This window comes from Mesorhizobium sp. B264B1B (genome assembly GCF_020165765.1).
Classification (GTDB): domain Bacteria; phylum Pseudomonadota; class Alphaproteobacteria; order Rhizobiales; family Rhizobiaceae; genus Mesorhizobium.
In genome coordinates, this window is sequence record NZ_JAIUIS010000024.1 from 27,683 (window position 1) to 53,929 (window position 26,247).

A 26,247-nucleotide genomic window follows, 5' to 3' on the forward strand; every position below is an offset into this window, starting at 1 on the left:
GGCTCTTGTCTGCAAATGTAGCGCCCTACGGCGGCCCCCTCTGTCCTGCCGGACATCTCCCCCTCTAGGGGGGAGATCGGATGGGGTGGCGGCTTTCGCAAATTGTCGGCGTTGCAAGAATGAGCGAGACGCCGAAGCTGCCAATCTCCCCCCTTGAGGGGGAGATGTCCGGCAGGACAGAGGGGGGCCTCGTAGAGCGCTGCGCCACATTTTACGCCCACTCATCATTGCCGCCCCCGCATCGTAATGAAAGCCCCGAACATCACCACGGCGACCATGATCAGGCCCTCGATGATGGCGGTGACGTTGGGATCAATGGCGAGCAGGGTGAGATCGGTGCGCACCAGGCGCAGCACGAAGACGGCGACGATGGGGCCGAGCAGGCCGCCCTTGCCGCCGCCCAGCGCCACGCCGCCCAGCACCACGGCCGCGACGCTGGCGAGCAGATAGGGGCCGGGAATAGGAGCGCCGATGCCGGTGCTCATGGTCAGCGCCAGGCCGCCCATGGCCGCGAACAGGCCCGACAACGCATAGGCGATGATGCGGGTGCGCTTGACCGGCACGCCGCTGCGGAACGCCGCCAGCTCGCTCGAGCCGATGGCGTAGATGGACAGGCCGAGGCGCGAGCGCCTCAGCGGTATCCAGACGATGCAGAGGCAGATGATCAGCACCAGCAGAGCCTTCGGCAGCCAGGCGTCGATGTTCTGCGGCAGGCCGGGTATCGGGACCGTGCCTGAAATCATCGCCTTCAGCCATTCGGCGGCGCCGCCGCCCGGCGCGCCGAGCACAAGAAGCGCTGCCCCTTGCAGCACGAACAGCATGGCGAGCGTCACCACGATGTCGGGGACGCGGGTGACGACAATGAGCAGGCCGTTGAGCGCGCCGAGCACAAAACCCATGGCCAGTACGAAAGGCACCACGAACAGCGCGTATTCTTCCGAGGCGCTGGCCATCATCGAGGCGGCGGTGACGCTGGTCAGCGCCATCATGGCGGCGACCGACAGGTCGATGCCGCCGGCGATGACGACGACGGTCTGCGCGGCCACGGCAAAGGCGTAGGGCAAGACGGCGCGCGCCAGCGAGCCGAAATCGCCGCTGCCATAGCCGGGCTGGATCAGCTTGGTGACGACGAACAGCACGACGAGGAGGGCGAACAGGCCGGCGACCCAGCCCTGGCGGCGCAGGAGATGGCTCATGGCGTCGCCTCCGGTGCATCCGGGGTATTTGCTGTGGGGTCCGCCAAAATGCCGACATCGGCCTTGGCGCCGCGCGGCAGGCCGTAGGCGGCGCGCATCAGTGCCGGCTCGTCCGCCTCCTCGACCGGGAAGATATCGACGACGCGGCCGCCGAAGATGACGATGACGCGATCGCAGACGCGCTGCACCTCTTCGAGTTCCGAGGTGTAGAACAGCACCGACTTGCCGTGGCCGGCGAGCTCGCGCAGCAATTTATAGATCTCCTGCTTGGTGCCGACATCGATGCCGCGCGTCGGGTCGAAGCACAGGATGGTGCGGGCATCCGCCGCTATCCAGCGGGCGATGGTCACCTTCTGCTGGTTGCCGCCGGACAGGCGCTGCACCTCGCCTTGCGCGCGGGTGTCGATCTGGAGGCGCGCGATGGCGCTCGCCACCGTGGCGCGCTCCTTGCGCATGGCGATCGGCCCCCAGTTGCGCAAGGCGGCGCTGAAGGGCAGCGCGATGTTCTCGCGCACTGAGCGCTGCATGGCGAGGGCCTCGGAGCGGTCGCCCGGCACATAGGCGATGCCGGCGCGGATGGCGTCGATCGGATGGGTGAATTTCGCCGGCTGGGCGTCGACCTCGATCGTGCCGCCGGACGGTTTGATCGAGCCGGCAAGGGCGGCGAACAATTCATCCTGGCCCTGGCCTTCGAGCGCGACGACGCCGGCGACCTCGCCGTCGGCGAGATCGAAGGAGACGTCGTTGAGCTTGGTGCCGACACGCAGATTGCGCACGGCGAGACGCGGGCGGACAGGGGCCGACGTGGCGGCCTGGCCGGCGGCGCGGGCTGCCATCTTGGTCTTCTCGATGCGGGCGCCGAGCATCAGCTCGACGATCTTTTCCTCCACGCCGGGCTCGATGTCGAGAACGCCGACGGTCGCGCCGTCGCGCAGCACGGTGGCGCGGTCGCAGAGCGCCGAAATCTCGACGAAGCGGTGCGAGATGAAGATCACGGCGCGGCCGCTGTCGCCTTGGCGACGCACGACTTCCAGCACCTTTTCAGCGAGGTTGGCGGGGAGCGCCGCGGTCATCTCGTCGAGCAGCAGCACGTCGGGCTCGACGGCGAGCGCCCGCGCCAGATCGAGCACGCGCAGCACCGCCAGCGGAATGTCGCGCGCGGTGTCGCGCAGGTCGAGGTCGGGAATACCAAGTTCGTGCACCCAGGCACGGAACGGCTCGACGGGCGTGCCGGTCAGCCGCAGATTGGACAGTATGTCGAGATCGGGGATCAGCGACGGTTCCTGGTAGACGGGCAGAAGGCCAGCGCGGCGCGCGGCGGCGGGCGAGCGTATGTCACGCGCCTCGCCACGGATCAGCACGCGCCCGGCCGAGGCAGAAACCGCGCCGGTCAGGATCTTCACCAGCGTCGACTTGCCGGCGCCATTGGCGCCCATCAGGGCATGCACCTCACCCGGCAGCACGGACAGCGACGCGTCGCGCAGCGCGGCAACCGCACCGTAATTCTTGGCGACGCCGGAGGCGTCGAGGAGGGGACTGGTGGTCAAATTGCTGTCCGTATCAGAAACTCAATTGCTGGCGCTCTACGGCGCCCCCCTCTGTCCTGCCGGACATCTCCCCACAAGGGGGGATTGGCCGTAACTTCGGCTTTCGCCAATTTTCAACGTGGCAAGACGAGAGCCGGCGCCGAAACTGCCAATCTCCCCCCAAATGGGGGAGATGTCCGGCAGGCAGAGGGGGGCGCCGTAGAGCGCTAACCTATCAAACCTTTGGTTGGCGAGGACGGCAAACGCCATCCTCGCTAGCCAATCAAAATAGCCCTTACTCCCCCGGCCCCTTGCACGCTACGATCTGGTCCTTGGTGTAGGTCGTCCAGTCCGGGATCGAGATCGAGACCGGCCATTCCGGGCTGAGCGACGGATCGGCGGCGGCTTTCAGCTTGGCCTTGCCTTCCTCGGTGGCGTTTTCCCAGAGCTGCGGCTCGACCAGAACGGTCTGCTGCGCCGGCTTCTTGCCGTCGAGGATCTGGAGCGCGAGCGTTACGCCGGCGCCGCCGATCGAGCCGGGATTGGTCACGGCTGCCCCGACCAGGTCCTTGACCGAATTCAGCTGGCCGACGAAACCGGCATTGTCGGCGCCGACGACCGGCACCATCGGCGCCTGCGATTCCACCAGCGCGTCGACGATGACGTTGTCGATGCCCGAGGTCCACACGCCGTTGAACGGCGTGCCGGTGGCGAGGAAGGACAGCATCTGCTGCTTGGCCTGGTCCTGCTGCCAGCCGGTGAACACTTCCTGTGCGACCTTCACGTTGGGGAATTCGGCCAGCGCCTTCTTAAAGCCCTTGTCGCGGTCGCTGTCGGCCGAGGCGCCGGCGGCGCCGCGCATGTAAAACACCTCACCCTTGCCGCCCATCTGCTGGAACAGCCATTTGGCGCCGAGATAGGCATATTGTTCCTGGTTGTTGGAGATGATGTAGGCCGAGGGCTCGGTGACCGCCTGGTCGACGGCGACGACAACGATGCCGGCCTTGGTGGCTTCCTCCAGCCCGGCCTTGATGCCGGCGGGATCAGCCGGATTGACAACGATGGCGTCGACCTTGGCGCTGATAAGGTTGCGGATGTCCTCGAGCTGCCCGGCGGCGTCAGTGTTGCGGTGGGCGATGTTGAGCTTGGTCACTTCGCCGGAGGCCAGCGCCTGCGCCTTCATGGCGCAGACCATCTCCTCGCGCCAGCCATTGCCCTGCACGGTGTTGGAGATGCCGATCGTGTATTTGCCCTCGGCGGACGAGGCGCCCATCGAGGCCAGCAAGGCAGCACCGGCGAGGAGCGGAACAATGGGCAGCGGCACCATGGTCAGGTATTTCTTCATTTCAGATTTCCTCCACTTTGATTTTCATTTCAATTCCAAGTCGTTACACCGGGCCGCGCAGAAAGAGATTCAGGCGGCGCCCCGATGTTGTTTTTGCGCCTTCATTTGACGAAGGGACGCAGCACGTCGCGGGCAAGCAGGAAACCGCGCTTGACCTTATCGTCGCTGCCCTCGAACCACCGGTCCTCGTGCTCGATGATGATCGGGCCGTCATAGCCGGCACGGTAGAGGCCGGAGAAGAAGCCGTTCCAGCCGACATCGCCCAGCCCCGGCATGCGCGGCACCTGCCAGCCTATGCCAGACGAAAGGATTCCGCGCTCGTACAAACCATCATGATCAATCATCAGGTCCTTGGCGTGGACATGCAACATGTAGGGGCCGAATTCCCTGATGAAGCGGGCCTGGTCGATCATCTGCCAGACCAGGTGTGAAGGATCGAAATTCATGCCGACATCGCCGCCCCAGGTTTCGAGGATGCGGCGCCAGACCAGCGGCGAATAGGCGATGTTGTGGCCGCCCGGCCATTCGTCATAGCTGAAGATCATCGGGCAGTTCTCGAAAGCGAGCTTGACGCCGTGGTCGCGCGCATGGGCGACGATGTCGGGCCAGATTTCGAGCGCGTGCTGCCAGTTGACGTCGACGGTCTTCGAGGCATCGCCGCCGCAAAAGGTGTTGACCAGGGGAACGCCCATATTCGCGGCCAGCACGATCACCCGCTTCAGATGGTCGATCACCGTCTTGCGGTGGGCGGCATCGGGATGCAGCGGGTTGGGATAATAGCCGAGACCGGAAATGGTCAGCCCCTTGCCGGCAAGGTTTGCCGCGATGTCCCTGGCCTGCGCCGGCGAGGTCGCGGCGGTGTCGATGTGGCTTGTACCGGCATAGCGGCGGCTGGCGCCGGAGGCTCTCGGCCAGCAGGCGATTTCCAGCGCCTCGAAGCCTGCCGAGCTTGCCCAGTCGGCGACCGTGTCGAGCGGCGTCTCCGCGAACGGTGCGGTGAGCAGTCCAAGCCTCATAGTGCCTCCCCTGGTCGTGAATTCACGACCGATTCCTACTATGCAGATCGTGCCGGTTGCTTCAACCGCTCATCTGCCGGTTGCGCGCATGCATGCCTGACGGTTGCCATCGGATCGTCCGACAACAGCCCGTCGAGCGCCGATGTGACGACCTTGCGGAACATGTCGTTGGCGGCGAGGGCGGGATCGAAGATGGCGTCAATCGCCAGGATGCCCGCAGCCAGTACCGGGACGTCGCGTCCGCTTGCCTCCGCTATGCCTGCGATCTTGCCGGCATAGGGGTCCGACACCGGCCAGCGCCGGCCGAACCGGGATGAAGCCTGGATCAGATAGGCCATCCAGCCGGCGACGGATACCGACAGCAGCGCAATGCTTTTTTCCTCGCCCAGCCGATCGCGGATCGGGTTGAGCAGGCGCTGCACGATCTTTTGCGAGCCGTCGGTGGCGATCTGGTGGTTGCGGTGGCGGATCGCGGTATTCTGCAGACGGCCAAGGCTCTGCTCGACATAGGCTGATGGGTCCATGCCGGGCACCGGCTTCAACGTTGGCAGCGTCTCCTCGACGAGCATGCGGCGCACGAAGGCCGACAGCAGCGGGTCCGCCATCGCATCGAAAGTGTGTTCAAGGCCGGCCAGCACGCCGAGATAGCTGAGCGTCGTCTGAGCGCCGTTCAGCACACGCATCTTGAGATGCTCGAACGGCGTGACGTCGTCGACGAAGGTTGCCCCCACCAGGTCCCAGCGCGGCACGCGGCCGGCGAATTTCTGCTCGATCACCCATTGCCGGAACGGCTCGCCGGCAACGACGGCTCCATCGCGGTAGCCGAAAAGCTGCTCCACACCGTCGAGATCGGCCTGCGTGCTCGCCGGCACGATGCGGTCGACCATGGCGCTGGGGAAGGCGGCATTGGGCGCGATCCAGCCGGCAAGGCCGTTGCCGCGCCGTTCGGCAAAAGTCCGCACGACATTTTCCAGGATGGTGCCGTTCGCCGGGATGTTGTCGCACGAGAGCAGCGTCAGCGGCCGGCCGTGCGTGGCCATGCGTTGCTCCAGCGCCCGCGCCAGAATGCCGGGCACGCTGCGCGGCGTCAGCGGGTTTGCGAGATCGTGGACGATGTCGGGATGGTCGAGGTCGAGCGCGCCGCTGGCCGGAATATGGCAATAGCCCTTTTCGGTAACGGTCAGCGTCACGAATTCGATGTCCGGGGAGGAGAGCACTTCGAGCGCGGGCATAGCGCTCGCCTGGCTATCGACAACGCGCACGATGCTGCCGATGACGCGGGCCTCGACATGGGAATCCTGGCGGATGAGCCTGGTGTAGAGCCCGTCCTGAGGGCCGAGCGTATCGGCGAGCGCCGGCGGACGGATGTTGATGCCGACCACGCCCCAGCGGCCGAAGCTCCGCGCCAGGAGGTCGTCGGTGTATTCGGCCTGGTGGCAGCGGTGGAAGGCACCGACGCCGAGGTGCGCCATGCCTGCCTGGAGCAAGGCACGGTCATAGCCGGGGCTTTGCACCGTCGCCGGCAGGCGGCCGAGCAAGGCCGGACCGAGCGTCTCGGGCGCGGCTGTGCTCACCGGTTGGCTCCGATCACCCACTGTTCCTGGTCGATCAGCGCGCCGGTCATCGGTCCCGCAGCGTCGGAGAGAAGGAAGACGGCGAGCCTGGCCACGTCCTCCGCCGAGAACAGCCGGCCGAAGGGCTGCGCGGCGTTGGCGGCATCGAGCCAGCCGGCGCCGTGGCCGAGCGTCTCGGCCTGCATGACGCGCTCGGCGGGCGTATCGGTCCAGCCGACATTGATGCCGTTGACGCGGATGCGGTCGAAGCGGTGGGCGTTGGCGGCGTTCCTGGTCAGCGTCGCCAGCGCGCCCTTGGTGGCGGAATAGACGGCGAGCTCGGGCGAGCCGCAATGGGCATTGATCGACAGGATATTGACGATCGCGCCGCCCTGGCCCCGCTTCCGCATGTCGGCAATCGCCGCCTGCATGAGGAAGAAAGGGGCGCGGGCATTGACGGCGAACAGCGAGGCCCAGTCGTCGAGGGTCGCATCGAGGAAGGAGGCCCGGTCGGTCAGGCCGGCGGCATTGACGAGACCGTCGATACGGCCGAAGCGGTCGATGCAGGCTTGCGCCAGGAGGGCAGGGGCTGCCGGGTCGGAAAGCTCGGCGGCGATGAAGTGTGCCGGCGTGCCCGCTTGCGAAAGCTCCGCAGCAACGGCCTCGCCGCGCGTCCCGTCGCGGCCGGTGACCAGCAGGCCGCCGGCGCCGGCACGCGCCAAGGTTTCGGCGACTGCCCGGCCGATGCCTTGCGTCGCGCCGGTGACCAGCACCATCTTGCCGTCGAGCTGAAGCTCCATTCCTCCTCCCGGAACAAAGTTTCTATTTCTGAAGATATGGAATGTCAGTTCCCGTTAGTCAACCGCGCAATCATTCTGCCCGTTGGGCCACGACACCATGGACCAAAGCCATGCCGACGGCGAGCGACGCCGCCAGCGAGCGGAAGCCTGCGAAGTCCTGTTCCACAACTTCCAGCCAGGTGTCCGAGAACTTGACCAGCGGAGAAAAAGTGCTGTCGGTGATGGTGACGATCCGCGCGCGCCGCTCGTGGGCGACCGAGACGAGGTCGGGCGTGATCGAATTGTAGGGACTGAAGGAGACCGCCAGCACCGCGTCGCGTCTGCCGATGCAGCCGACCTGGTCGAGCGCGGTGGAGCCGACATTGTCGACCAGCACATTGCGCACGCCTTGCTGCGACAAGGTCAGCGAGAGATAGCTGGTGACGGGAAAGGCGCGCTTGGAGCCGATGACGTAGATCAGCTCGGCGGCCGAAAGCAACGCCACCATTTTCTCGAAGCTCTCGATATCGAAGCCGGTTTCGATGCGGCCGAGCGAGGCCTGCGAGGCGCCGACCATGCCGCGCAGGAAATGCAGGTCGGCATTGGATACGCGCGGCGTGCGTTCCTGGCCGCGCCCTTCCGGCCAGGACGCCTTGACATGGTCCTTGAATAGGCCCTGGAAATCGGAAAAGCCGGCATAGCCGAAGATCTGGGCGAAGCGCACCAGCGTCGAAGGCTGCACCCCTGCCTGCGCGGCGACCTGTGCGATGGTGCCGAGCGCGACGTCGCTCGGATGCTGCCACAGGAAGATCGCGACCTGGCGCAGCCGCTTGGGGAAATGGACAGTGCCCGACGACAGCACCGCGCGCAGTTCCTCGTAAGTCTGCGGCTTGATATAGCCGAGCGCCGCCAGCGAACGCCCGCGCTTGCGGGTCGCCGCCTCGTCGGCGCTGGACCGTCCGGATGATTTGCGCGTCCCGCTCATGATTTCAGGCTAGCGCGATACGATCGTTTTACAATATGAAAATTGGAAATCCTGTTCGAGGGTGGTAGCTGTTCTGCAGCGAAGAAGTTCGATGCATTCAACATAGCACCCTATGGCGCCCCCCTCTGTCCTGCCGGACATCTCCCCCACAAGGGGGGAGATCGGATGTCACGCCGGCTTTCGCCAAATTGCCAGCGTTGCATGAAAGGCGTCGCGGTCGACGCTGCCAATCTCCCCACCTGTGGGGGAGATGTCCGGCAGGACAGAGGGGGGCGCTACAGAACTCGACGGTGGGTGCTGGCTTAACATCCTTAAATCGGAGGAGACAAACATGGTTTATGCGACATCGGACGGATCGGCGGGCAAGCGTTTGCGCGTCGGCATGGTGGGAGGCGGGCAGGGCGCCTTCATCGGCGCGGTGCATCGCCTCGCCATGCGGCTCGACGACCAGATCGCGCTGGTGGCCGGCGCGCTGTCGTCCGACCCCGGGAACGCCGCCGCCTCGGCCGCCGAGATCGGCATCGCGCCGGAGCGCAGCTATGCCGATTACCGCATGATGGCAAAGGCGGAGGCGGCGCGCCCGGACGGCATCGAGGCGGTCGTCATCGTCACGCCCAACCACCTGCACGCGCCGGTCGCGACAGCCTTTCTGGAAGCCGGCATCGATGTGATCTGCGACAAGCCGCTGTCGACGACGCTGGGCGAGGCGCAAGCCCTGGTGGCGCTGACGCGGGAGAAAAATCGCCGCTTCGTCGTCACCCTCAACAACACCGGCTACGCCATGGTGCGCCAGGCGCGCGAGATGGTGGCGGCGGGCGAACTCGGCCGCATCGTCTCCGTGCACGGCGCCTATATCCAGGACTGGCTGACCAGGCCGATCGATGCCGACGGCCAGAAACAGGCGGAATGGCGCACCGACCCGGCGCGCGCGGGCCAGTCCGCGGTGCTGGCCGATATCGGCGTGCATGCCTTCAACCTGGCGAGTTTCATCAGCGGCCGCGAGGCCGAGACGGTGTCGGCCGACCTGTTCACCGCCGTGCCGGGACGGCGGCTCGATGACAACGCGCATGTGCTGGTGCGCTGGGCGGGCGGGGCACGCGGCACGATCCTGGCCAGCCAGACGTCGCCCGGCCACTATAATGATCTCTCCGCGCGCATCTATGGCGACAAGGCGGGGCTTGAATGGTCGGGCACGCGGCCCGAGGAACTGCGCTTCTCCAGATATGGCGAGGAAAGCCGCACGCTCGTGCGCGGCGGCCATGGCTCGACCGAGCAAAGCCGGCGCGTGTCGCGCATGCCGGCCGCCCATCCCGAAGGCTATATCGAGGCCTTCGCCAATTTCTACCGCGACGCCGCCGACATCATCCGCGCGCATCGTTCGGGCGCCGCCGTCGATGCGGCCCGGGCGGCGCAGGTGCCCGATGTGGTCGACGGCGCGCGCGGCGTGAAGTTCGTCGCCGCGGCGGTGGAGTCGAACGCGGCTGACGGGGCGTGGACGGCGGCAAGGTTCGGGTGAGGGTGTGCCATCCAATGTGACATCGCGGCCACGCCCGACGGTGCCGCGCGGTTGACGGCGATCAAGAGTTGGCCGTCCATTCGGGACCGCGCTGTGTTCCGCCATTTTTCAGCTCGTTGCGAGGCTGGTTTCGAAGGCAACAGCCGGTTGACTGGCTTCCAAATCGTTGCCGCCGACCTTGCGCGAGGTGATTGCGACGCTATGTCAGGCGCATCCGCGTTGCTCCCCGCCCGCGCATTCGGCAATCTGTCGCTTCTTCGGCGTTGAAGGCTTGCTCCGATGGAACTCGGTCTCATTGGATACTACAGCGACTTCGTGGTTTACCCCCTGGCGATCGCCCTGCTGGCTGTGGCCGGGCTTATCGAGGCCGGCGAAGAGAGCGCGCCAGGCTGGCTGGCGACGGCGCTGGCGTGCCTGTGTCTGTGGACGCTGATCGAATACGTCATGCACCGGTTCGTCCTTCACCACATTCCCTGGATCAGGGATCTGCACGCCCGCCATCATGTCGAGGAGCGCAGTCCGGTGGGCACGCCGACCTGGCTCAGCCTCGGCGTGCATGCGCTTGTCGCGTTCTTTCCCGTATGGATGGTCTCGGATTTCGCGGTCGCCAGCGCGGCGAGCTGCGGGCTGATGCTGGGCTACCTATGGTACGTCAGCATCCACCATGTGATCCATCACTGGCATCCCACTCATCCGAGCTATCTCTACACGCTGAAGCGCCGCCACGCGCTGCATCATCATGTCGACGAAAATGTCAATTTCGGCGTGACGTCGCTGTTCTGGGATCGGGTCTTCGGCACGATGCGGCTCTGAAGCCAACTGGTGTGCGCCATTCGAGGAGCGCAGACAGCCATTCCCGCTTACAATTCCTTCTGCGCCAATTCCCTGAACTCGTCGGGCACGGAGCGGGCCGCCTCCAGCGCCACGGTGCCGTAGCCGACGGCCTGTTTGCCGAAGCGCTCGCGGATCTTGTCGATGGCGCGGTCGGCGCCGAAGCGTGCGAGGCCCTTCCTGGTGCCGGGGCGGCGCTTTTCGTCGGCGAGGCCGAGCGGCAGTTCGAGCTGCAATTCGGCACTTTCCTCCAGATGCGAGACCGAGATCGCCAGCAGCGAAATCGTCCTGTCATGCGGATGATCGGCAAGCACGCCCCGCACTAGGTCTGTCGCGATCTCGGCCAGCATCACCGTCGCCGAGATCGGCTGGTCGAGCGTGATCGAGCGGGTGACGGCGCTGAGGTCGGCGAAGCGCACGCGCACCGTCACCGTGCGGCCGGGGCGCGCCTTGGCGCGGAGCCGGCTGGCGACCCGGTCGGCCAGATGCAGCAGGACGGGGATGTAGACGCATTCCAGTGCCGGCTTGCGGCCAAGCGCCGACTGGGCACCGGCCGAATGGGCGCGGCGACGTGTTTCCAATTTGCGCGGATCGCGGTTCCACGACAAGGCGGCAAGCTTTTCGCCGGCGGCAGGGCCGAGCAGCCGCGCCAGCGCGCCGCTGTGCGTCCTGGCCAGTTCGCCGATTGTCTGGACGCCGATCTCGGCCAGCCGCGCGCTGGTCGCCGGGCCGACGCCCCACATCAGGGAGACCGGCAGGTCATGCAGGAAGGCGATCTCGGTGCCGGGCTCGACCACCACCAGCCCATCGGGCTTGGCCACCTGCGAGGCGATCTTGGCCAGGTGCTTGGTGCGCGCCACGCCGATCGAGATCGGCAGGCCGAGTTCGCTTCGCACGCGGCGGCGAATGGTCGAGGCGATCTCCCGCGGCTGGCCGAACAGATGCGTGCAACCGGCGACATCGGAAGGCCTCGTCGATGGAGATGCGCTCGACCAGCGGCGTGAAATCGTCGAGCACCTTCATCGCGGCGTCGCCGAGCCGCTGGTAGTCGCGGAAATTTCCGCCGACGAAAATCAACTGCGGGCAGAGCTCGCGCGCCTTGCGCCCCGGCATGCCGCCGCGCACGCCGAACGCGCGGGCTTCGTAGGAGGCGGCGAGCACGACGCCGCCGCCGACCGCGATCGGCTTGCCGCGCAGCGACGGGTCGAGAAGCTGCTCGACCGAGGCGTAGAAAGCGTCGAGATCGGCATGCAGGATGGTGGGCTCCATCCCCGGTTCCTCGCGACGTTGTAGAGTATGGAACACAAAGAGAACAAACATTGCTCGCTGTCAAGCGAGGTCGCGATCCGCCGGAACATTGTCGCTCACAATCGCGTTGACGGCCGAAGGGCGCCGCGTGCGGAGGCTGGCATGGGCAACTTTGAAATGATCGATCTGGTTTGCGTCGTCAACGCCTGCTCGACCGACCGCGCCGCGGGGCGGCTGGTTTCGATGGCCAAGGCCGTGGAGGAATTGCGGGTGCTGACCGGCGATTTCGTCTCGGCCGACGAAACGGTCGCGAATGCGCTGAGTGAAGTCGCGCTGCAGTGCGGCTGCGCCGTGCTGTTCGATGAGCAGGCGGGCGCCGACATATTGCGCACGCCATAGCTCGTCGCCGGCGTGCTGCAATGCATCACGCAACCGTTCCAATTGCTTGTTTTTGCGCTATTCCGAACAGAGGGCCGTGACGCACTTTCTAACGCGCGTTGCCTGTGCGGGTCGTTGTCCCCGAGGCCGCCTTGGCGACATCCATCAACCGAGATGCTCCGCCCGCAGCGCCTGCTTGAGGCGCTCCAGCGCCGGCTCGCCGTCGGCAGCGAGCTTATCGGCGATCCTTGCCAGATCATCGTCGGCCTTGCGGTGCTTGCTGCCCCAGGCGCCGAGCGTGGCCAGCACGGGCACAAGGTCGATGCCGGCCTCGGTCAGGCGATAGATCGCCTTCAGCCCATGCGTGGGATCACCGCTGCGGGTGAGGATACCTTCGTCCTGCAATGTCTGGAGGCGCTCGGCCAGCGTACGCGAGGAAATGCCCTCATCGGATTGCAGGAATTCGCGAAAGTGCTTTTTTCCGGCGAAGACCAGGTCGCGGATGATGAGCAGCGTCCAGCGGTCGCCGAGCAGTTCGAGCGACAGGTTGATGGGGCAGCCAGACCGGTCCCGTGTCGACATGTGTATGGTTCCATTTTTAAATCGCTTTACTATTGACATCATTTTCATCTCAGGTCAATAGTTCCAAATGTAAACCATCGGCAACCGTGCCGGCCGGACGGGTAAAACGAGCCGCTCGGCCCTTGACTGGGAGAACCATAATGAAAAAGCTGATCCTCCAGATGCAGATGTCGGTCGACGGTTTTGTCGGCGCCGCCGGGGATCATCGCTGGCAGCTCTGGGAATGGGGCGACGACAGCGCCTGGGACGAGGAGCTGAAGCGGGACTTCAACGCCGTCTTCGCCGGCATCGATACCATCCTCTTGAGCCGCAAGATGGCCGAGGAAGGCTACCTTACCCATTGGGGCAATGCGGCGAAGAGATATCCGCGCGACCCGTTCTATGCTTTCGCCCAGCGCATCGTCGAGGCGAGGAAGGTGGTGCCGAGCGACAGGCTCAAGGCCTCGCGATGGGAGGGCACGACAGTGGTCAGCGGCGACCTGCCGCGGGAGGTCGACTTGCTGAAGAGGGGTGAGGGCGGCGACATCGCGGTGTTCGGCGGCGCCGGCTTCGCCTCGGCGCTGATCGCGGCCAGGCTGGTCGACGAGTTCCAGCTGTTCATCAACCCGGCCGTGCTGGGCGCCGGCCGCCGCATCTTCGACCAAGGCGGGTTCGGCAGGCTGCGGCTGCTCGGCTCGAAATCCTATGCGAGCGGCATGGTGGTGAGCCGCTACGCGCCGGCCGGCTAATCGAAAGGCATTGCACTGATATCATGCCTGCCGTTGAGCTTGGGCATGGCAGTCGGCGATGCAGCACCAAGCGCGGTTGTGCCTTAGCCCCAGGGGCGAAGGGAACACGCGCCTCGATGTACTCTTGGTCAACACCTTGGCCTCACCAATTCACTTCGCATCATGAAAAATGATGCCCACCGTGTGCCGCATGCCCGAGCGCAGGCGGCTGACGCCGTGGCGCAGATTGACGCGGTAATTGCCCTTGGTGCCCTGCACCGGCCGATTGTGGACGGCGAAGGAGACGGCATCGCCCTGGCGCAAGGGCACCACTTCCACCCGGCTCTGCATGCGCGGCCGCTGTTCGGTCAGGGCGAACTCGCCGCCGGTGAAATCCTCGCCGGGTTCTGAAAGCAGAACCGCCACCTGCACCGGAAAAGCGAGGTCGCCATAGAGGTCCTGGTGCAGGCAGTTGAAGTCGCCGGGCACATATTGCAGCAGAAGTGGCGTCGGCCTGACCTGGCCGGCGGCGTGGCACTGCTTGAGAAAGGCGGCATGCGTTTCGGGATAGCGCGTGGCGATGCCCATGCGTTCGTTCCACCGGTTGGCGACCTCGGCGAGCCTGGGATAGAGCGCCGTGCGCAGCCCGCCGATCAGGTCTGGCAAGGGGTAGCGGAAATAGCGGTATTCGCCCTTGCCGAAGCCGTGCCTGGCCATGTGGATATGGCTGCGGAAATGTTCCTCATGCGGATAGAGCCCGGCGAGTTGTCGGCACTCCTGCGGCGTGAGCAGCTTTTCCATCATCGCACAGCCGAAGCCGTCGAGTTCGGCGGCTAGGGCTGGCCAGTCGTAAGCGGCAACGCGTTCCTCGGCGGCTTTCACCACCGATGCCGCAACCTTGGCATGGGCGTTCATATCGCGGCCTCTTTGTCGAGCAAAGCGTGCTTGCGCTCAGTGCCCCAGCGGTAGCCGGAGGGCGTGCCGTCGGCGCGGACGACGCGGTGGCAGGGAATGCCGAGCGCGATCGCGTTGGCGGCGCAGGCCGTCGCCACGGCGCGGGCGCCGTTCGATTGGCCGAGACGCTGGGCAAGGGCGGCGTAGGTGATGGTTGCGCCGCGGCGGATGCTGCGAAGCTCGCCCCAAACTTTTTGCTGGAACGGCGTGCCGTGGCTGATGTCGAGCGGCAGGTCCAGGCCGGCGGCGGGCGTTTCGATGAAACGCGTTATCGCCGCAAGATCGCCTTGCAAGGCGGTCTCGTCCTCGACCAGCATCCTGCCGGGGAAGCGGCTGGCGAGATCCTGCGCCAGCGCCTCGGCGTCGGAGTCGATCAGAATGGCGCAGACGCCGAGGGAACCGCGCGCGGCGAGGATTTTGCCGATCGCGGATTGGGCGATGGCGTAGGTGATGGTGTCGGCGCCGGAGGCTGTCGCCGGCGTGTGGGTTTGCATGAGGTTCATTGCTTCACTCCTTCTGTGTGCCTGAACCCTAGCCGCGTGCCTTCCGTTCCTCACTCCGATGCTTGCTTTCAAATTCAATTTCCGGAACGGTGCGGAGGTAAGTACCCTACGGCGCCCCCCTCCGGCAGGACAGAGGGGGGCGCCGTAGAGCGCTGATTTATGCGATACGAATGACAGCAACCTCGCCAAGCAAAAAAACCTCGCCTGATAACAGCCGCAGTTCGATCTCGCCGGTCGCGCCACGGCTCCACTCGGCCTTGCCGCTCTCGACAAGCTCCCCGAGCGCAGCCATCACCAGCGACCGCGCATCTTTGGCGCGTCTGACGGCGCCGCGATGTGGGATCCCAATGTCCGCATCGGTGGTGGAAGACCTTGCCATTGCGCCCATTGCCGCTCCTCCTCAGGCCTCGCGGCCGAGCAGCGCGCGCTTGCGCTCCGCGCCCCAGGCGTAGCCGGACAGTGCGCCGTTCTTGCGGATCACGCGGTGGCAGGGAATGGCGACCGCGAGCGCGTTGGCGGCGCAGGCGCCGGCAACGGCGCGGGTCGCCTTCGGCGCACCGATGCGCCCTGCTATCTCGGCATAGGAGACGGTGCGGCCGGCCGGGATGTCCCGCAGGGCCTGCCAGACGCGCTGCCGGAACGCGGTGCCGCGCAGGTCGAGCGGCAGGTCGAGACCAAGCCTTGGAGCCTCGACGAAACCGACGACGCGGGCGACGAGCGCCTCATAATCGCGGTTGGCGCCAATCAGGCGCGCCTTGGGGAAACGGTCCTGCAGGTCGCGCACCAGCGCGTCCGGGTCGTCGCCGAGCAGGATCGCGGCGACGCCCTTCCTGCTCGATGCGACAAGGATGGCGCCGAGCGAGCATTCGCCGACGGCGAAGCGGATCTCCTCGCTGGCGCCGCCGGCGCGGTAGCGCGTCGGCGTCATGCCGAGCATGCCGGCCGACTTCTCATAGAAGCGTCCGCTCGAATTGAAGCCGGCATCGTAGATCGCCGCTGTCACGCTGGCGCCGTCTTCCAGGCGCCGGCGCACCCTTTCGGCGCGCCGGGCGGCCGCGTAGTCCTTTGGCGTCAGGCCGGTGACGGCCTTGAAGGTGCGGTGGAAATAGCCGGCGCTGCGGCCGGCGGCGGCGGCCAGTTCACCGAGCGACGGTTCCTCCTCGCTCTGTTCGATCCTGCGGCAGGCCTCGGCCACCATCGCGGCGTTGCCGGCCTCGAGCGAAGGTCCGTCGGGATTGCAGCGCCGGCAGGCGCGAAAGCCGGTCGCCCTGGCCTCGTCCAGCGTGTCGTGGAGCTGCACGTTCTTCGGGTTGGCGCGCCGCGACGGGCAGGAGGGCCGGCAATAGACGCCGGTCGTCGCCACCGAATACCAGAAGCTGCCATCGGCCGATTTGTCGCGCGCCACGACTTGCGTCCAGCGCGGATCGTCGGCGACCGGCAGCGGCGCGGGTTTGAGATACTTGGCAAGGGTGATGAACATGGCCGGCATTGAAGCCGCAGACGACCCGCGTCGCCACCCGTTTCCTGCCAATTGAGAGGTGGACGCGAGCGTATTCGTCGGGACACACAAAGGATATGACAAGATTGATCCGGAGAAGGTGTGATGGAAAACATTCGACCTCTTAAGACCGAAGCCGATTACGATTGGGCAATTGCCGAAATCACCCAATATTTCGAGAACGAGCCGGAAATCGGCTCTCCCGATGGCGACCGATTTGATGTTCTCGCAACCCTGATCGAGGCCTATGAGGACAAGCACTATCCCATTGAAGCACCCGATCCCGTTGAAGCCATTCAATCCCACATGGAGTTGTTCAACTTGCCGCGAAAGGCTCTGGCCGAGGTGATCGGATCATCACCCCGGGCAACGGAGGTGCTGAACAGGAAGCGGGCCTTGACCCTGGACATGGTCTTCAAACTGAACAAGGAATGGAACATTCCGGCCGAAATCCTCGTGCAACCCTATCATCTTGCAAATGATCGGGGTCGAAAGCGCGCCTAACGGGCTCCAGAATCCTACGCCGCCCGTTTGGGCTCGACCGCGAACGGGCTGAGGCCGAGCCAGGTCTGCATCTTCCTTGCGATGTGCTGATCGCCGGTCAAGGCGACCTTCGCGCCGGCCTTCTCGACGGTGATCAATCCCATCCAGATCGCCGTCATCGTGTGCAGGTCGGTCGAGACGTAGAGGTCGATATCGAAGCCCGGATCGTACCAGCACAGATCGACCTCGCCATGCTTTTCGACGATCAGCCACCACGACCGTTTGGACGCCGGCAGCTCCTGGTACAGGAATTGTATCACGGTGCGCCCGTCGGGCAGCGGCGAGGGGTTCAGATTGCGCCGCATGTCCCACATCAGCAGCGACGGATCGAGGTTCTTGAGGGACAGCCGGGACTCGACCCATTTCTGTCCCCAAAAGCCCATCGCCTCGACGACGGGGCGCAAATCCCGGCCGGCCTCCGTCAGCCGGTATTCGGAGATGCCCTTCTCGCCCGGCACCTCCTTGCGCTCGACGATCCCGGCGAGCTCGAGCTCCTTCAGCCGTTGCGACAGAAGGCTGGGCGACATTTTGGGGACGCCGCGACGCAGGTCGTTGAAACGGGTCGAACCCGCCACCAATTCGCGCATCAGCACCATCGTCCAGCGGGTGCACAGCACCTCGGCGGCCATCGATAGCGGGCAGAACTGCTTGTATCCGTGCTGGGCCATGATCCGACGTCCTCCCTCGAAACTGGGCTGAACATTAGGCCTTCATGAAGGAAGCGGCCAGTACGGAAACTGTACCGGCCCGGTACAGATCGCGGACTGGCCGGCGCCGGCCCTGCCATGCGAGCCCTTTGACCGGCCGCGGGGATCTCCCCTGTGCGCCGTAACAGGGAGAATACCATGACCACATACGTGATCGCAGACATCAAGGTGAAGAACCCGCAGTGGATGCCGGCCTACGCCGCATCGGTGCACGACCTCGTCCACAAGCATGGCGGCAAGTATCTGTCGCGCAGCGGCAATGTGAAGACGCTTGAAGGCAAGCCGCTCGACACCACTCTGATCGCGCTGATGGCATTCCCGTCGGAAGCGGCGGCGCGCGCCTTCGCCAACGATCCGGCCTACGCGCCCTTCGTCTCGGCCCGTCAGGACGGTAGCGACAGCCGCTTCCAGATGATCGACAACACCGACCTGGCGGGGACGATCCCGTATCTGCCGAAGGGATGAAGCTTTCCTCCATCCGTCGCATCGCTTTCGGGTGCTCCGAGCAACGACAATCACGGCGCTTGCCTGCCGCGCCTCCGTATTTCCGGCGGTCAGCGCGCTGGGCCTTTTCAAGAAGAATGGAATGAACATGATACGCAAATTCCGCAACGGGCTTCTCATGGCGGGGGCCATGCTGGCCGCCTGCGCCACCTTCGCCCACGCCCATCAGCAAGAGGCCGTGCCTGCATCCGGCGCGAATCCACTGGCCGGCAAGGTGCGGGCGGCGAACAGCCGGTTCCTCGACGCCAAGGTCGCTACGGACGAAGGCTATGCGCCCATTCCCTGCGCCAGCGGCATCACCGGCGGCGCGATGGGCATTCACTATGTCAACGGGCAATACCTGAAGGACGACAAGATCGACATCGCGCGTCCCGAGGCCGTGATGTACGAGCCGATGGCCGACGGCACACTGAAGCTGGTGGCGGTCGAATACATCACCGCCAAGGGGCCGGCGTCACTGGACGGCCAATTGTTCAACTTCAACAGTGCGCCCAACCGTTACGGCCTGGGCGAATTCTACGAGCTGCATGTCTGGGCCTGGAAGGGCAACCCGACCGGCACCTTCGCCGACATGAACCCGAAAGTGTCGTGCGAACACGCGGCGGCACCCAGCCAGTAAGCAATGAAGCCAGGCGGTGCAGGCCGCCTGGCTCGACGCTGTCCGCTCCGGCCGTTATCGCGGCGCGGGATTGGGGGCCGCCAATCCCGTATCGGAAGTCTGTTGGGCCACGTCGGAAGCCTGCTGCCCGGATGCCGGTAGAACGAAGCGTCCGGTCAGGTACCAGAGCAGAGAGACCACGAGGATCGACAGGTAGCCGTCCACGGCATAGTGCCAGCCGGTATAGACCGAGCCGAACAGGATGAGTGCGGCGAACGACCAGCCGGCAACGGCCCAGCGGCGACCAAAGCCGGTGAGGAAGAAGGCATTGAGCGTGACGATGGCGACATGCATGCTCGGCATTGCTGTGATGCCGCTGCCCAGCGCGGAGCTGCCGCTGTCGTGTGCATCGAGCAGATAGCTGGCGGCGAACCGCACCGGCAAGGCATACGGGTCTGCCATCAGCGCTGCGAGCACCCCGGCAAATCGGCTGCCGCCATAGAACCGGTCGTAGAATATCGGCCCGCTGGATGACAGCATGATTGGAAGAACGGTGCCACACAACATCATGGTGAGCGCGAACGCCCAGAGATAGCGGATGCGCCGGGCGGGACTGTTCCAGAAGGCGACGAAGAGCACGACGCCAAGCCATTGCATGAACCACCAGGACATATAGGCCTTGAAAACCAGCATGGAGGCGGGCTCTGAAACGATGCCGTGCGTCCATACCCAAGGATCGACGCCGTGCAGCCAACGATCGAGGTCGGCCAGCATGGGATCGGCATAGTAAGGCACGATCTCCGGTATGGTGATCCTGAATGTCGTGAAAGCGATGATGCCGAGAAAGAATAGCAAGACGACCCGCGCGGCCGCCGGCCCGCGTTCCTTGAGTATGTGCACCATGAATCTTGTCGGCCTGGGCCCGCCATACACCAATGCCGTTAACCCGAGGCCAACCACCAGCAGCACCGGCAGCAAGCCGAGGAATGTCCCGAAGTACTTTATGGACAGCAGAAGATATCGCTCAGGCCGCAGGCAAAGCGCCGTCGCGACGCAGACCAGGCACAGGCCCGTCAGCAGCCAGCTGCTTCTGGTTGTCGCCACGCCAAGATCAACAGTGGAAACCGATCGGAGATCGCCGCCCTGTGTTCCGGTGTGCCCACTCATCAGGGAGGTCCCGCCAGCTTTCGAACTTGTTATGATTGTTCTGGCGGCAACGTATTAATATCTTGTTGCACCCGTAATGGTGTCTGGTTTCCAATATAATACTCAATAGTGTAGTATTGTATTCAAATACGGGCTGAGGTCGATGGCGGTGCTGGCCCTGTGTTGGGTTGCTGCCAAGAGGCCTTTCGTCACGCACGTGCAATCGAGAGGGACCACTGCCTGGACGGCGATGGTCCCTCTCATTCAAGCCGCCTTGATCAGGCCGAGCTGGGTCAACGCCGCGACGCCGTCGTCGAGGCCGATCTCCTCGACGATCCTGCCGTCGATCACCTTCAGCACCGTGGTGCCGGTGAAGCGCATGGTGCGGCCGGTGGCGGCGGGCAGCGAACCGACGAGAAAATCGCTGAAGGCCGGACCGGCATGGGTGCCGCCGCCTTCCCACTGGCCGACGACATAGTCGCCTTCGGCGATGAGGTCGGCGGTGGCCCAGAAGTTGAGGTCCGGGAAGGCAGCGCGGAAATCGGTCATGAAGGCCTTGATGTCCTCGCGGCCGCGGCGCGGTTCATGCAGCGAATATTTGAGCAGCATGTCGGGCGCGGCGATGGCGTCGACGACGGAAAGATCGCAGGTTTCACCCCAGAAATCAGTGAACCATCTAACGACGACGGCCTTGTTGTCTTCCTGTTTGGTCATGGGAAAAGTCCTCTTGTGTTTGCACGAGATCGCCAGGGCGGGCGGCGACCCCGCGCAAACACTAGGAGGATCGCCGGGCGGGCAAACTCCGCTTCTTGCCCGCCAATCGAAAGTCGGGACCGCAAGCGAGGAACGCGGCGGAGGCACCGGCGTGGTAACGCTTTCTTCTCTGGTTTTGCCGCAGATTGTCCCCGGCGGGGTTGGACGAAACGGAAGATGGCGGGTCAGGACAAGAAAAGCCGTGATGGAACGTTCTGGGAGAAGGCCCTGGAGCGCGCCCAACTTGGCGTCTGGGACTGGGACCTTCGGACAGGCGAGTGTTTCTATTCCGCCACCTGGGCGCGGATGCTGGGCTATGACGAGGACGAGCTCGCCAACAGCAGCGACCTCTGGCTGCGGCTTACCCATCCCGACGATCGCGAGCAGGCGCTGGCCAGCGGCGACCGTCACATCGCCGGCCTGACCGACACCATCGAGACCGAGCTCAGGCTCCGGCACAAGCAAGGCCACTGGGTCTGGGTGCTCGACCGCGGCGGCATCGTCGAACGCGACGGCGACGGCCAGCCGATCCGGCTGATGGGCGTGCAGACCGATATTTCGAAACAGAAGGCGGCAGAGGCCGCGCTGGAACAGGTCAACATCCGCTTCCGCCTGGCGCTCGCGGCCAGCGGCACCGGCATCTGGCACTACGACATCGCCAGCAACAAAAGCTATTGGGATTTCCGCACCAGGGAAATTTTCGGCCTTGTCGCCGTTACCGACGAGGTGACGGCCGACCTGTGGCACAGCTACCTGCATCCCGACGACAAGCAGGCGGCCGAACGCGCCCACAGGGCGCCGCTGGAAACCGACGGCGTCATTGCCGCGCAATATCGCATCATCAGGCGCGACGGCGATATCCGTCATGTCGAATCGCTGGTGCGTTTCGTCGCCGCCGCCGGTGCCGCCGGCCAGATCCTCGGCACGGTGCGCGACATCACCGAGGACAAGCTGCGCGAACAGGAACTGGCCTATGCCGCCCGCCACGACGCGCTGACCGGCCTGTGGAACCGCGCCGCCTTCGACAGGCTGCTTGGCGAGCATATTGCGGTGGGGGCGCCGCTGGCGGTGTTCTATGTCGATCTCGATTACTTCAAGGCGCTCAATGATTTCGCCGGGCATGCCGCCGGCGATCTGGCGCTGAAGAGCGTCGCGGGGGGCATACGCGGCTGCCTGCCGTCGTCGGCGCATGCGGCGCGCCTGGGCGGTGACGAGTTCGCGCTGCTGGTGCCGCATTGCGACGCGGTGCAGGCCGAGCGGATCGCCGGGGCCGTGCTTGGGGCGGTGCGCGAGGCCGATCTCGGTCCGGCCGCGTCATCGCGCCGACTGGCGGCCTCGATCGGCATCGCCTTCATCGATGACGCCACGACCACCGTGGCCGATGCGCTGGCTTGCGCCGACGACGCCTGCTACGCGGCCAAGGCGGCGGGGCGCAACCGCTTCGCTGTGTTTTCGGCCGCGGCGCGATCGGGAGCCGCCGGCCTCAATGCGGCGCGCATCGCAGCCGACACCGTCGATGCCATGGACGACGGGCGGCTGAAACTGTTCGGCCAGGAAATCCATCTCCTGGGAAAGCCATGGCAAGAGTGCCGGCACGTCGAAGTGCTGGCGAGGCTCGCCGCGCGCAACGGGCGGCTGGTGCCGCCGGGCGAATTCATCCCGGTGGCCGAGCGTTTCGGTATCGCCTCGAAACTCGACCGCTGGATCATTCGCACGGCGCTGTTGCGGCACGGACCGGCGCTGCGTGCCGGGGCGCTGACGCTGGGCTTCAACCTGTCGGCTCAGACATTGAGCGATCCGGGGCTGTGGGATTTCGTCGACAACACCATCGAGGAAACCGGTGCGCCGCATTCCGGCATCGGATTCGAGATCACCGAAACCGCGGCCGTCACCAATTTCGATGCCGCGGAGGACTTCGTGCGCAAGGCGCGTGAGCGACGCTGCCGGGTCAGCCTCGACGATTTCGGCGCCGGCATGAGCTCGTTCGAGTATCTCAGGCGCTTTCCCGTCGATGCGATCAAGATCGACGGCTCGTTCATCGAACATATCACCGACAGCCGCTTCGACCGCGAGATCGTGCTGGCGATGACCGGCATTGCCAGGAGCCTCGACTTCGCCGTGGTGGGCGAGAAGATCGAACGGCACGATACGCTGGCGATGCTCCAGGACATGGGGGTCGCCTACGGTCAGGGCTTCTTTCTGCATCGTCCCGAGCCGCTGGAGGCGATCGTTTCGCGCGCGACGGCCGGAACGCCCGACAGGCGGCGCGCCTGAAGCGGGCAAGCCGCCCGCCAGATCGCCGAGCCACTCCAACACTCCATTAGGCAATCCCGAAGAGCTGTTAAGCACGGCCCTGGAACGGCTCCGGGAGGTCGGCCGGGCGCGGTGGAACGATCACTGGCGGTCGGCGAACCGTGCCGATCGCGGAAACTCCAACACCTCTGCCTCCGATCGCCTGTGCTGCGCCTCCGCGACCGCTTCGATCAGCAGGTCGAGGGCTTCGCATGCCGAGCGGCTTGTCTCGTCGTCGCCGCGCAAATAGTGATAGGCGCGTTCGAGATGCACCCGGGCGGCTGAAAAATCGCTGGTCAATGATCCCTCCATTACCTCGCCCTAATATACCTTGGCCGGTCCGGCGGAACGCAGGGTAAATATCCACAGGCGGATTTTATTCAAATGCCGGGGGATTCCGGCAAGAAGGGCGAGGCGGTGGCTGTCAGGAGAGACAACGCCCAACCCCTTTGCCATGCCTTGCCACGCGGCTAGAATGCTACTCCCTTGTCCGAGGATGGCAGCCATGATCGTCCAGGCCTGCATCAATGGCGCACGACCGCGCGATTTTCATCCGAAATTGCCGCTGACGGCGCAGGCGATGGCGAGCGATGCGGCCGCCTGCGTCGTCGCGGGCGCAGCCGAGCTGCACATCCATCCGCGCGGCGTGGACGGGCGCGAGAGCCTGGCCGCCGTGGACACGACCGTGCTGGCGGTGCGCCGGGCCTGTCCCGGCACGCTGATCGGCGTGTCGACAGGCGCCTGGATCGAGAATGACGTCGAGCGCACCCGCGCGGCGATCGCCGGCTGGCGCGAACTGCCCGATTATGCCTCGGTCAATCTTTCGGAGGCCGACGCGCCCGCCGTGATGGAGCTTTTGCGCCAGCGCGGCGTCGGCATCGAGGCCGGCCTTGCCACAACGGAAGATGCCGAGCGGTTCGTCAGTCTTGCCGATCACGGCCGGGTGCTGCGCATCCTGATCGAGATCGACATACAGGAATTGCCCGCCGCACTCGCCGAGGCGCACGGCATCGCCGCCGTGCTGGACCGGGCCGGGGTGCGGCGGCCGATCCTGCTGCACGGCGCCGATGCCACGGTCTGGCCGTTCGTGGAACTGGGGCGTCGAAGGCGCTGGTCGACGCGGGTCGGACTGGAAGACGGCAGGACGCTTCCCGATGGAAAGGTGGCGCAGGACAATGCGGAGATCGTTGCGGCGGCGGCGGCGGTGTTTTGCCTTGCGGTCGACGGCCTTGGCAAGCGCGGTGCGCACGCGGACATCGCCCAGCGGCTGATGTTCGACGTTGAAGCCGAGGATGCCGATATTCTGGCCCTTGAGGTCGAGGACCGTGATGTCTGGATCGGCGCGCAATTCGGCGACGGCACTGGGCGGGGGCGGGGCCGCCACCTGGCATTCATTGGCCTTGAGGCGCTCGACGCGGGTGGTCGGCTCGGGCGTGACGGCGAAGACCAGCGTGTCGATCTTCGGCGCGCCGCGCCAGTAATCCTTGTTGGCGGCGTAGCGCACCTGGCTGTCGGGCACATAGGCCTCGAGCATGAACGGGCCGGTCCCGACCGGCTGGCTGTCGATCAGCTCCGGCGTGCCGGCGGCCACCATCTTTTCGGTCTGCTCCAGCGACAAGATCGAGAGGTAGTCGAGCGCCAGCCCGGCCAGGAAGGTGACGTTGGGGGCCGTCAGCGTGAAGCGCACGGTGTAATCGTCGACCTTGTCTATTTTGTCGATCAGCGTGCCCATGCCCAGCGCGTTGAAGTATTCGTAAGAGCCGCCGCCGAGCTTGTGGTAGGGATTGTTGGCGTCGCGCTGGCGGTTGAACGTGTAAAGGACGTCGTCCGCGTTGAACTCGCGCGTCGGCGTGAAATGCTCGTTCGACTGGAATTTCACGCCTTGGCGCAGGTGGAATGTGTAGGTCTTGCCGTCCGGCGAGACATCCCAGCTCTCGGCCAGCGCCGGTCCGACTTCGGTCGTGCCCGGCTTGAACTCCACCAGCCGGTTGAAGATCGTCTTGGCGGCGGCATCCATGGTGGAGTCGGCGATGCCGATCGCCGGGTTGAAGGTCTCGGGATTGGCCTCCGAGCAATAGACGAGCGTCTTGGCATGAGCCTGCCCGCCGAGAAGGACGGACGAGGCCAGAAGGATCGAGCCAAGCACTGTGCGCAGAACGGTGGATTTCATCGCAAACGCTCCTGATGACACTTTTTCTGGTTGAGGGAAGGGCATGAAATTCATGGCTTCGCCGCCGGGGCCAGGAAGCGGTCGGGCGCCAGCCCCGCGGCGGTGACGCCAAGCGCGGTGACATCGTCGGGCAAGGGTTGGCCGCGCATCAGCGCCGAGCCGAGCCGCGCCAATGTCAGCGACACCTGGAAACCATAGCCGCCCTGGCCGCCGAGCCAGAAGAGGCCGGGCAGGCGCGGGTCGAAGCCGGCGACCGGCGTGCGGTCGGGCGCGAAGGTGCGCAGGCCGGCCCAGGGCGTCGACGGGCGGCCTATGCGCATGGACGTTGCCTGCTCGATCCGGTCGACGGCGATGGCGACGTCGATGTCTTCCGGCCAGGCGTCGCAAGGCTCGGAATCGGTTTCGTCGGCCAGCGAGCCGATCAGCCTGCCGGCGTCTGGCTTGAAGTAGAATTGTTCGTGCAGATCGACCACCAGCGGCCAGCCGGCAATGTCGGCGCCCGCGGGCGGGTCGAACAGGAAGGCGGTGCGCCGCTTGGGCTGGAAGCCGAGGCCGGTGAGCCCCGCCAGGCCGGCCACGACATCGACCCAGGCGCCGGCGGCGTTGACGACGATGTCGGCGGGATAGGCGCCGGCACTGGTGGCGACGCGCAGGCCATTGCCGGCGCGCGCGATCGCGCGCACCTCTTCGCTCGTGCGCATGATGCCGCCCCTGGCCTTCAGTGCCGAAGCGCAGGCCGCAAGCATCTTGCCGGTATCGACGTCCACCGCACCCGGTTCATGGACACCGCCGCATGTGGTTTGCGGATCGATGACGGGAACCAGCGCATGCAGCTCAGCGGCGGAGAGGCGGCGTACGCTCGGCACCATGGCCTGCAATTCGCCGGCCAGCCGGTCGAGGGGGGGGGGGGGGGGGGG

At 65.5% G+C, this 26,247-nt stretch carries 25 protein-coding genes and 3 pseudogenes; 9 read left to right on the top strand and 19 right to left on the bottom strand.

Annotation, left to right across the window (positions count from 1 at the left end):
* Positions 1-224 precede the first annotated feature (224 nt).
* The 7 genes from LB547_RS30820 to LB547_RS30850 all read right to left on the bottom strand — a co-directional run bounded on the left by LB547_RS30820 (position 225) and on the right by LB547_RS30850 (position 8,400).
* Positions 225-1,196, bottom strand: a complete 972-nt coding sequence (locus tag LB547_RS30820; RefSeq protein ID WP_140500081.1) for an ABC transporter permease — start codon at positions 1,194-1,196, stop codon at positions 225-227.
* On the bottom strand, positions 1,193-2,743 hold the full coding sequence (locus tag LB547_RS30825; RefSeq protein ID WP_140759760.1) for a sugar ABC transporter ATP-binding protein: 1,551 nt from the start codon (positions 2,741-2,743) through the stop codon (positions 1,193-1,195). Before LB547_RS30825 ends, LB547_RS30820 begins: the two co-directional genes overlap by 4 nt.
* A gap of 274 nt (positions 2,744-3,017) precedes the next feature.
* The gene (locus LB547_RS30830) at positions 3,018-4,067 is read right to left on the bottom strand and encodes an ABC transporter substrate-binding protein (protein WP_140500077.1); all 1,050 of its coding nucleotides are present in this window, start codon (positions 4,065-4,067) and stop codon (positions 3,018-3,020) included.
* A gap of 101 nt (positions 4,068-4,168) precedes the next feature.
* Positions 4,169-5,083 (bottom strand): sugar phosphate isomerase/epimerase family protein, encoded by a 915-nt coding sequence (locus LB547_RS30835; RefSeq protein ID WP_140759763.1) that lies wholly within the window; start codon positions 5,081-5,083, stop codon positions 4,169-4,171.
* Between the two features lie 38 nt (positions 5,084-5,121).
* Positions 5,122-6,657: a mannitol dehydrogenase family protein gene (locus tag LB547_RS30840; RefSeq protein ID WP_140759766.1), complete on the bottom strand. Its 1,536-nt coding sequence runs from the start codon at positions 6,655-6,657 to the stop codon at positions 5,122-5,124.
* Positions 6,654-7,436 (bottom strand): SDR family oxidoreductase, encoded by a 783-nt coding sequence (locus tag LB547_RS30845; RefSeq protein ID WP_140759769.1) that lies wholly within the window; start codon positions 7,434-7,436, stop codon positions 6,654-6,656. The genes LB547_RS30840 and LB547_RS30845 overlap by 4 nt, the downstream gene beginning before the upstream one ends.
* Positions 7,437-7,506: 70 nt before the next feature.
* Positions 7,507-8,400, bottom strand: a complete 894-nt coding sequence (locus tag LB547_RS30850) for a MurR/RpiR family transcriptional regulator (RefSeq protein WP_140670998.1) — start codon at positions 8,398-8,400, stop codon at positions 7,507-7,509.
* A 331-nt stretch (positions 8,401-8,731) separates the two neighbouring features.
* Between LB547_RS30850 and LB547_RS30855 the strand changes: the two genes are divergently transcribed.
* Both LB547_RS30855 and LB547_RS30860 read left to right on the top strand, forming a co-directional pair.
* The gene (locus tag LB547_RS30855; protein ID WP_140759772.1) at positions 8,732-9,916 is read left to right on the top strand and encodes a Gfo/Idh/MocA family protein; all 1,185 of its coding nucleotides are present in this window, start codon (positions 8,732-8,734) and stop codon (positions 9,914-9,916) included.
* A 279-nt stretch (positions 9,917-10,195) separates the two neighbouring features.
* A complete protein-coding gene (locus LB547_RS30860) occupies positions 10,196-10,729 on the top strand; it encodes a sterol desaturase family protein (protein WP_140500066.1) in 534 nt (177 codons plus the stop codon).
* 47 nt (positions 10,730-10,776) lie between these two features.
* Here the strand turns inward: LB547_RS30860 and dinB are convergent.
* Positions 10,777-12,016: pseudogene (dinB, locus tag LB547_RS30865) on the bottom strand (DNA polymerase IV).
* A gap of 141 nt (positions 12,017-12,157) precedes the next feature.
* On the opposite strand from dinB, the gene LB547_RS30870 reads away from it, so the two are divergent.
* Positions 12,158-12,394: a hypothetical protein gene (locus LB547_RS30870; RefSeq protein WP_140500063.1), complete on the top strand. Its 237-nt coding sequence runs from the start codon at positions 12,158-12,160 to the stop codon at positions 12,392-12,394.
* Positions 12,395-12,538: 144 nt separating this feature from the next.
* Here LB547_RS30870 and LB547_RS30875 read toward each other — a convergent pair whose 3' ends face one another.
* The gene (locus LB547_RS30875) at positions 12,539-12,955 is read right to left on the bottom strand and encodes a winged helix-turn-helix transcriptional regulator (protein WP_140500061.1); all 417 of its coding nucleotides are present in this window, start codon (positions 12,953-12,955) and stop codon (positions 12,539-12,541) included.
* A gap of 140 nt (positions 12,956-13,095) precedes the next feature.
* Here LB547_RS30875 and LB547_RS30880 point away from each other — a divergent pair, with 140 nt between their 5' ends.
* The gene (locus LB547_RS30880) at positions 13,096-13,683 is read left to right on the top strand and encodes a dihydrofolate reductase family protein (protein WP_140516033.1); all 588 of its coding nucleotides are present in this window, start codon (positions 13,096-13,098) and stop codon (positions 13,681-13,683) included.
* A gap of 150 nt (positions 13,684-13,833) precedes the next feature.
* Here LB547_RS30880 and LB547_RS30885 read toward each other — a convergent pair whose 3' ends face one another.
* The 4 genes from LB547_RS30885 to ada form a co-directional block, all read right to left on the bottom strand.
* Positions 13,834-14,577: a 2OG-Fe(II) oxygenase gene (locus tag LB547_RS30885; protein ID WP_140547272.1), complete on the bottom strand. Its 744-nt coding sequence runs from the start codon at positions 14,575-14,577 to the stop codon at positions 13,834-13,836.
* Entirely contained in the window at positions 14,574-15,119 is a 546-nt protein-coding gene (locus LB547_RS30890) for a methylated-DNA--[protein]-cysteine S-methyltransferase (protein WP_140547273.1), read from the bottom strand. The genes LB547_RS30885 and LB547_RS30890 overlap by 4 nt, the downstream gene beginning before the upstream one ends.
* A gap of 157 nt (positions 15,120-15,276) precedes the next feature.
* Positions 15,277-15,507: a hypothetical protein gene (locus tag LB547_RS30895; RefSeq protein WP_140500055.1), complete on the bottom strand. Its 231-nt coding sequence runs from the start codon at positions 15,505-15,507 to the stop codon at positions 15,277-15,279.
* A 12-nt stretch (positions 15,508-15,519) separates the two neighbouring features.
* Positions 15,520-16,599: a bifunctional DNA-binding transcriptional regulator/O6-methylguanine-DNA methyltransferase Ada gene (gene ada / locus LB547_RS30900; protein ID WP_181177970.1), complete on the bottom strand. Its 1,080-nt coding sequence runs from the start codon at positions 16,597-16,599 to the stop codon at positions 15,520-15,522.
* A gap of 123 nt (positions 16,600-16,722) precedes the next feature.
* Between ada and LB547_RS30905 the strand changes: the two genes are divergently transcribed.
* Positions 16,723-17,121, top strand: a complete 399-nt coding sequence (locus tag LB547_RS30905) for a helix-turn-helix domain-containing protein (RefSeq protein WP_140561099.1) — start codon at positions 16,723-16,725, stop codon at positions 17,119-17,121.
* Between the two features lie 14 nt (positions 17,122-17,135).
* Here LB547_RS30905 and LB547_RS30910 read toward each other — a convergent pair whose 3' ends face one another.
* Positions 17,136-17,828, bottom strand: a complete 693-nt coding sequence (locus LB547_RS30910) for a winged helix-turn-helix transcriptional regulator (RefSeq protein WP_140500050.1) — start codon at positions 17,826-17,828, stop codon at positions 17,136-17,138.
* Positions 17,829-18,005: 177 nt separating this feature from the next.
* On the opposite strand from LB547_RS30910, the gene LB547_RS30915 reads away from it, so the two are divergent.
* Together LB547_RS30915 and LB547_RS30920 are read left to right on the top strand one after the other, a co-directional pair.
* Complete coding sequence (locus tag LB547_RS30915) at positions 18,006-18,332, top strand: DUF1330 domain-containing protein (protein WP_140500048.1); 327 nt, start codon at positions 18,006-18,008, stop codon at positions 18,330-18,332.
* A 157-nt stretch (positions 18,333-18,489) separates the two neighbouring features.
* Positions 18,490-18,990 carry a hypothetical protein gene (locus LB547_RS30920; RefSeq protein WP_140500172.1) on the top strand — a complete coding sequence of 167 codons (501 nt, stop codon included), beginning with the start codon at positions 18,490-18,492 and terminating at the stop codon, positions 18,988-18,990.
* Between the two features lie 54 nt (positions 18,991-19,044).
* Here LB547_RS30920 and LB547_RS30925 read toward each other — a convergent pair whose 3' ends face one another.
* Complete coding sequence (locus tag LB547_RS30925) at positions 19,045-20,136, bottom strand: phosphatase PAP2 family protein (RefSeq protein WP_140568050.1); 1,092 nt, start codon at positions 20,134-20,136, stop codon at positions 19,045-19,047.
* A gap of 243 nt (positions 20,137-20,379) precedes the next feature.
* Positions 20,380-20,829: an ester cyclase gene (locus tag LB547_RS30930; RefSeq protein ID WP_140568049.1), complete on the bottom strand. Its 450-nt coding sequence runs from the start codon at positions 20,827-20,829 to the stop codon at positions 20,380-20,382.
* 216 nt (positions 20,830-21,045) lie between these two features.
* Between LB547_RS30930 and LB547_RS30935 the strand changes: the two genes are divergently transcribed.
* Positions 21,046-23,142 (top strand): EAL domain-containing protein, encoded by a 2,097-nt coding sequence (locus LB547_RS30935; RefSeq protein WP_140516024.1) that lies wholly within the window; start codon positions 21,046-21,048, stop codon positions 23,140-23,142.
* Between the two features lie 120 nt (positions 23,143-23,262).
* Here the strand turns inward: LB547_RS30935 and LB547_RS30940 are convergent, their stop codons facing one another.
* A complete protein-coding gene (locus tag LB547_RS30940) occupies positions 23,263-23,460 on the bottom strand; it encodes a hypothetical protein (RefSeq protein WP_181165267.1) in 198 nt (65 codons plus the stop codon).
* Positions 23,461-23,665: 205 nt separating this feature from the next.
* Between LB547_RS30940 and LB547_RS30945 the strand changes: the two are divergent.
* Positions 23,666-24,370: pseudogene (locus tag LB547_RS30945) on the top strand (3-keto-5-aminohexanoate cleavage protein); the annotation flags it as partial.
* Positions 24,371-24,430: 60 nt separating this feature from the next.
* On the opposite strand, the pseudogene LB547_RS30950 reads toward LB547_RS30945, so the two are convergent.
* Together LB547_RS30950 and LB547_RS30955 are read right to left on the bottom strand one after the other, a co-directional pair.
* Positions 24,431-25,384 (bottom strand): annotated as a pseudogene (locus tag LB547_RS30950) (ABC transporter substrate-binding protein); the annotation flags it as partial.
* The coding region (locus LB547_RS30955) for an NAD(P)/FAD-dependent oxidoreductase (protein ID WP_224703002.1) at positions 25,381-26,247 on the bottom strand (867 nt) is incomplete at its 5' end. The gene LB547_RS30955 and the pseudogene LB547_RS30950, both read right to left, overlap by 4 nt.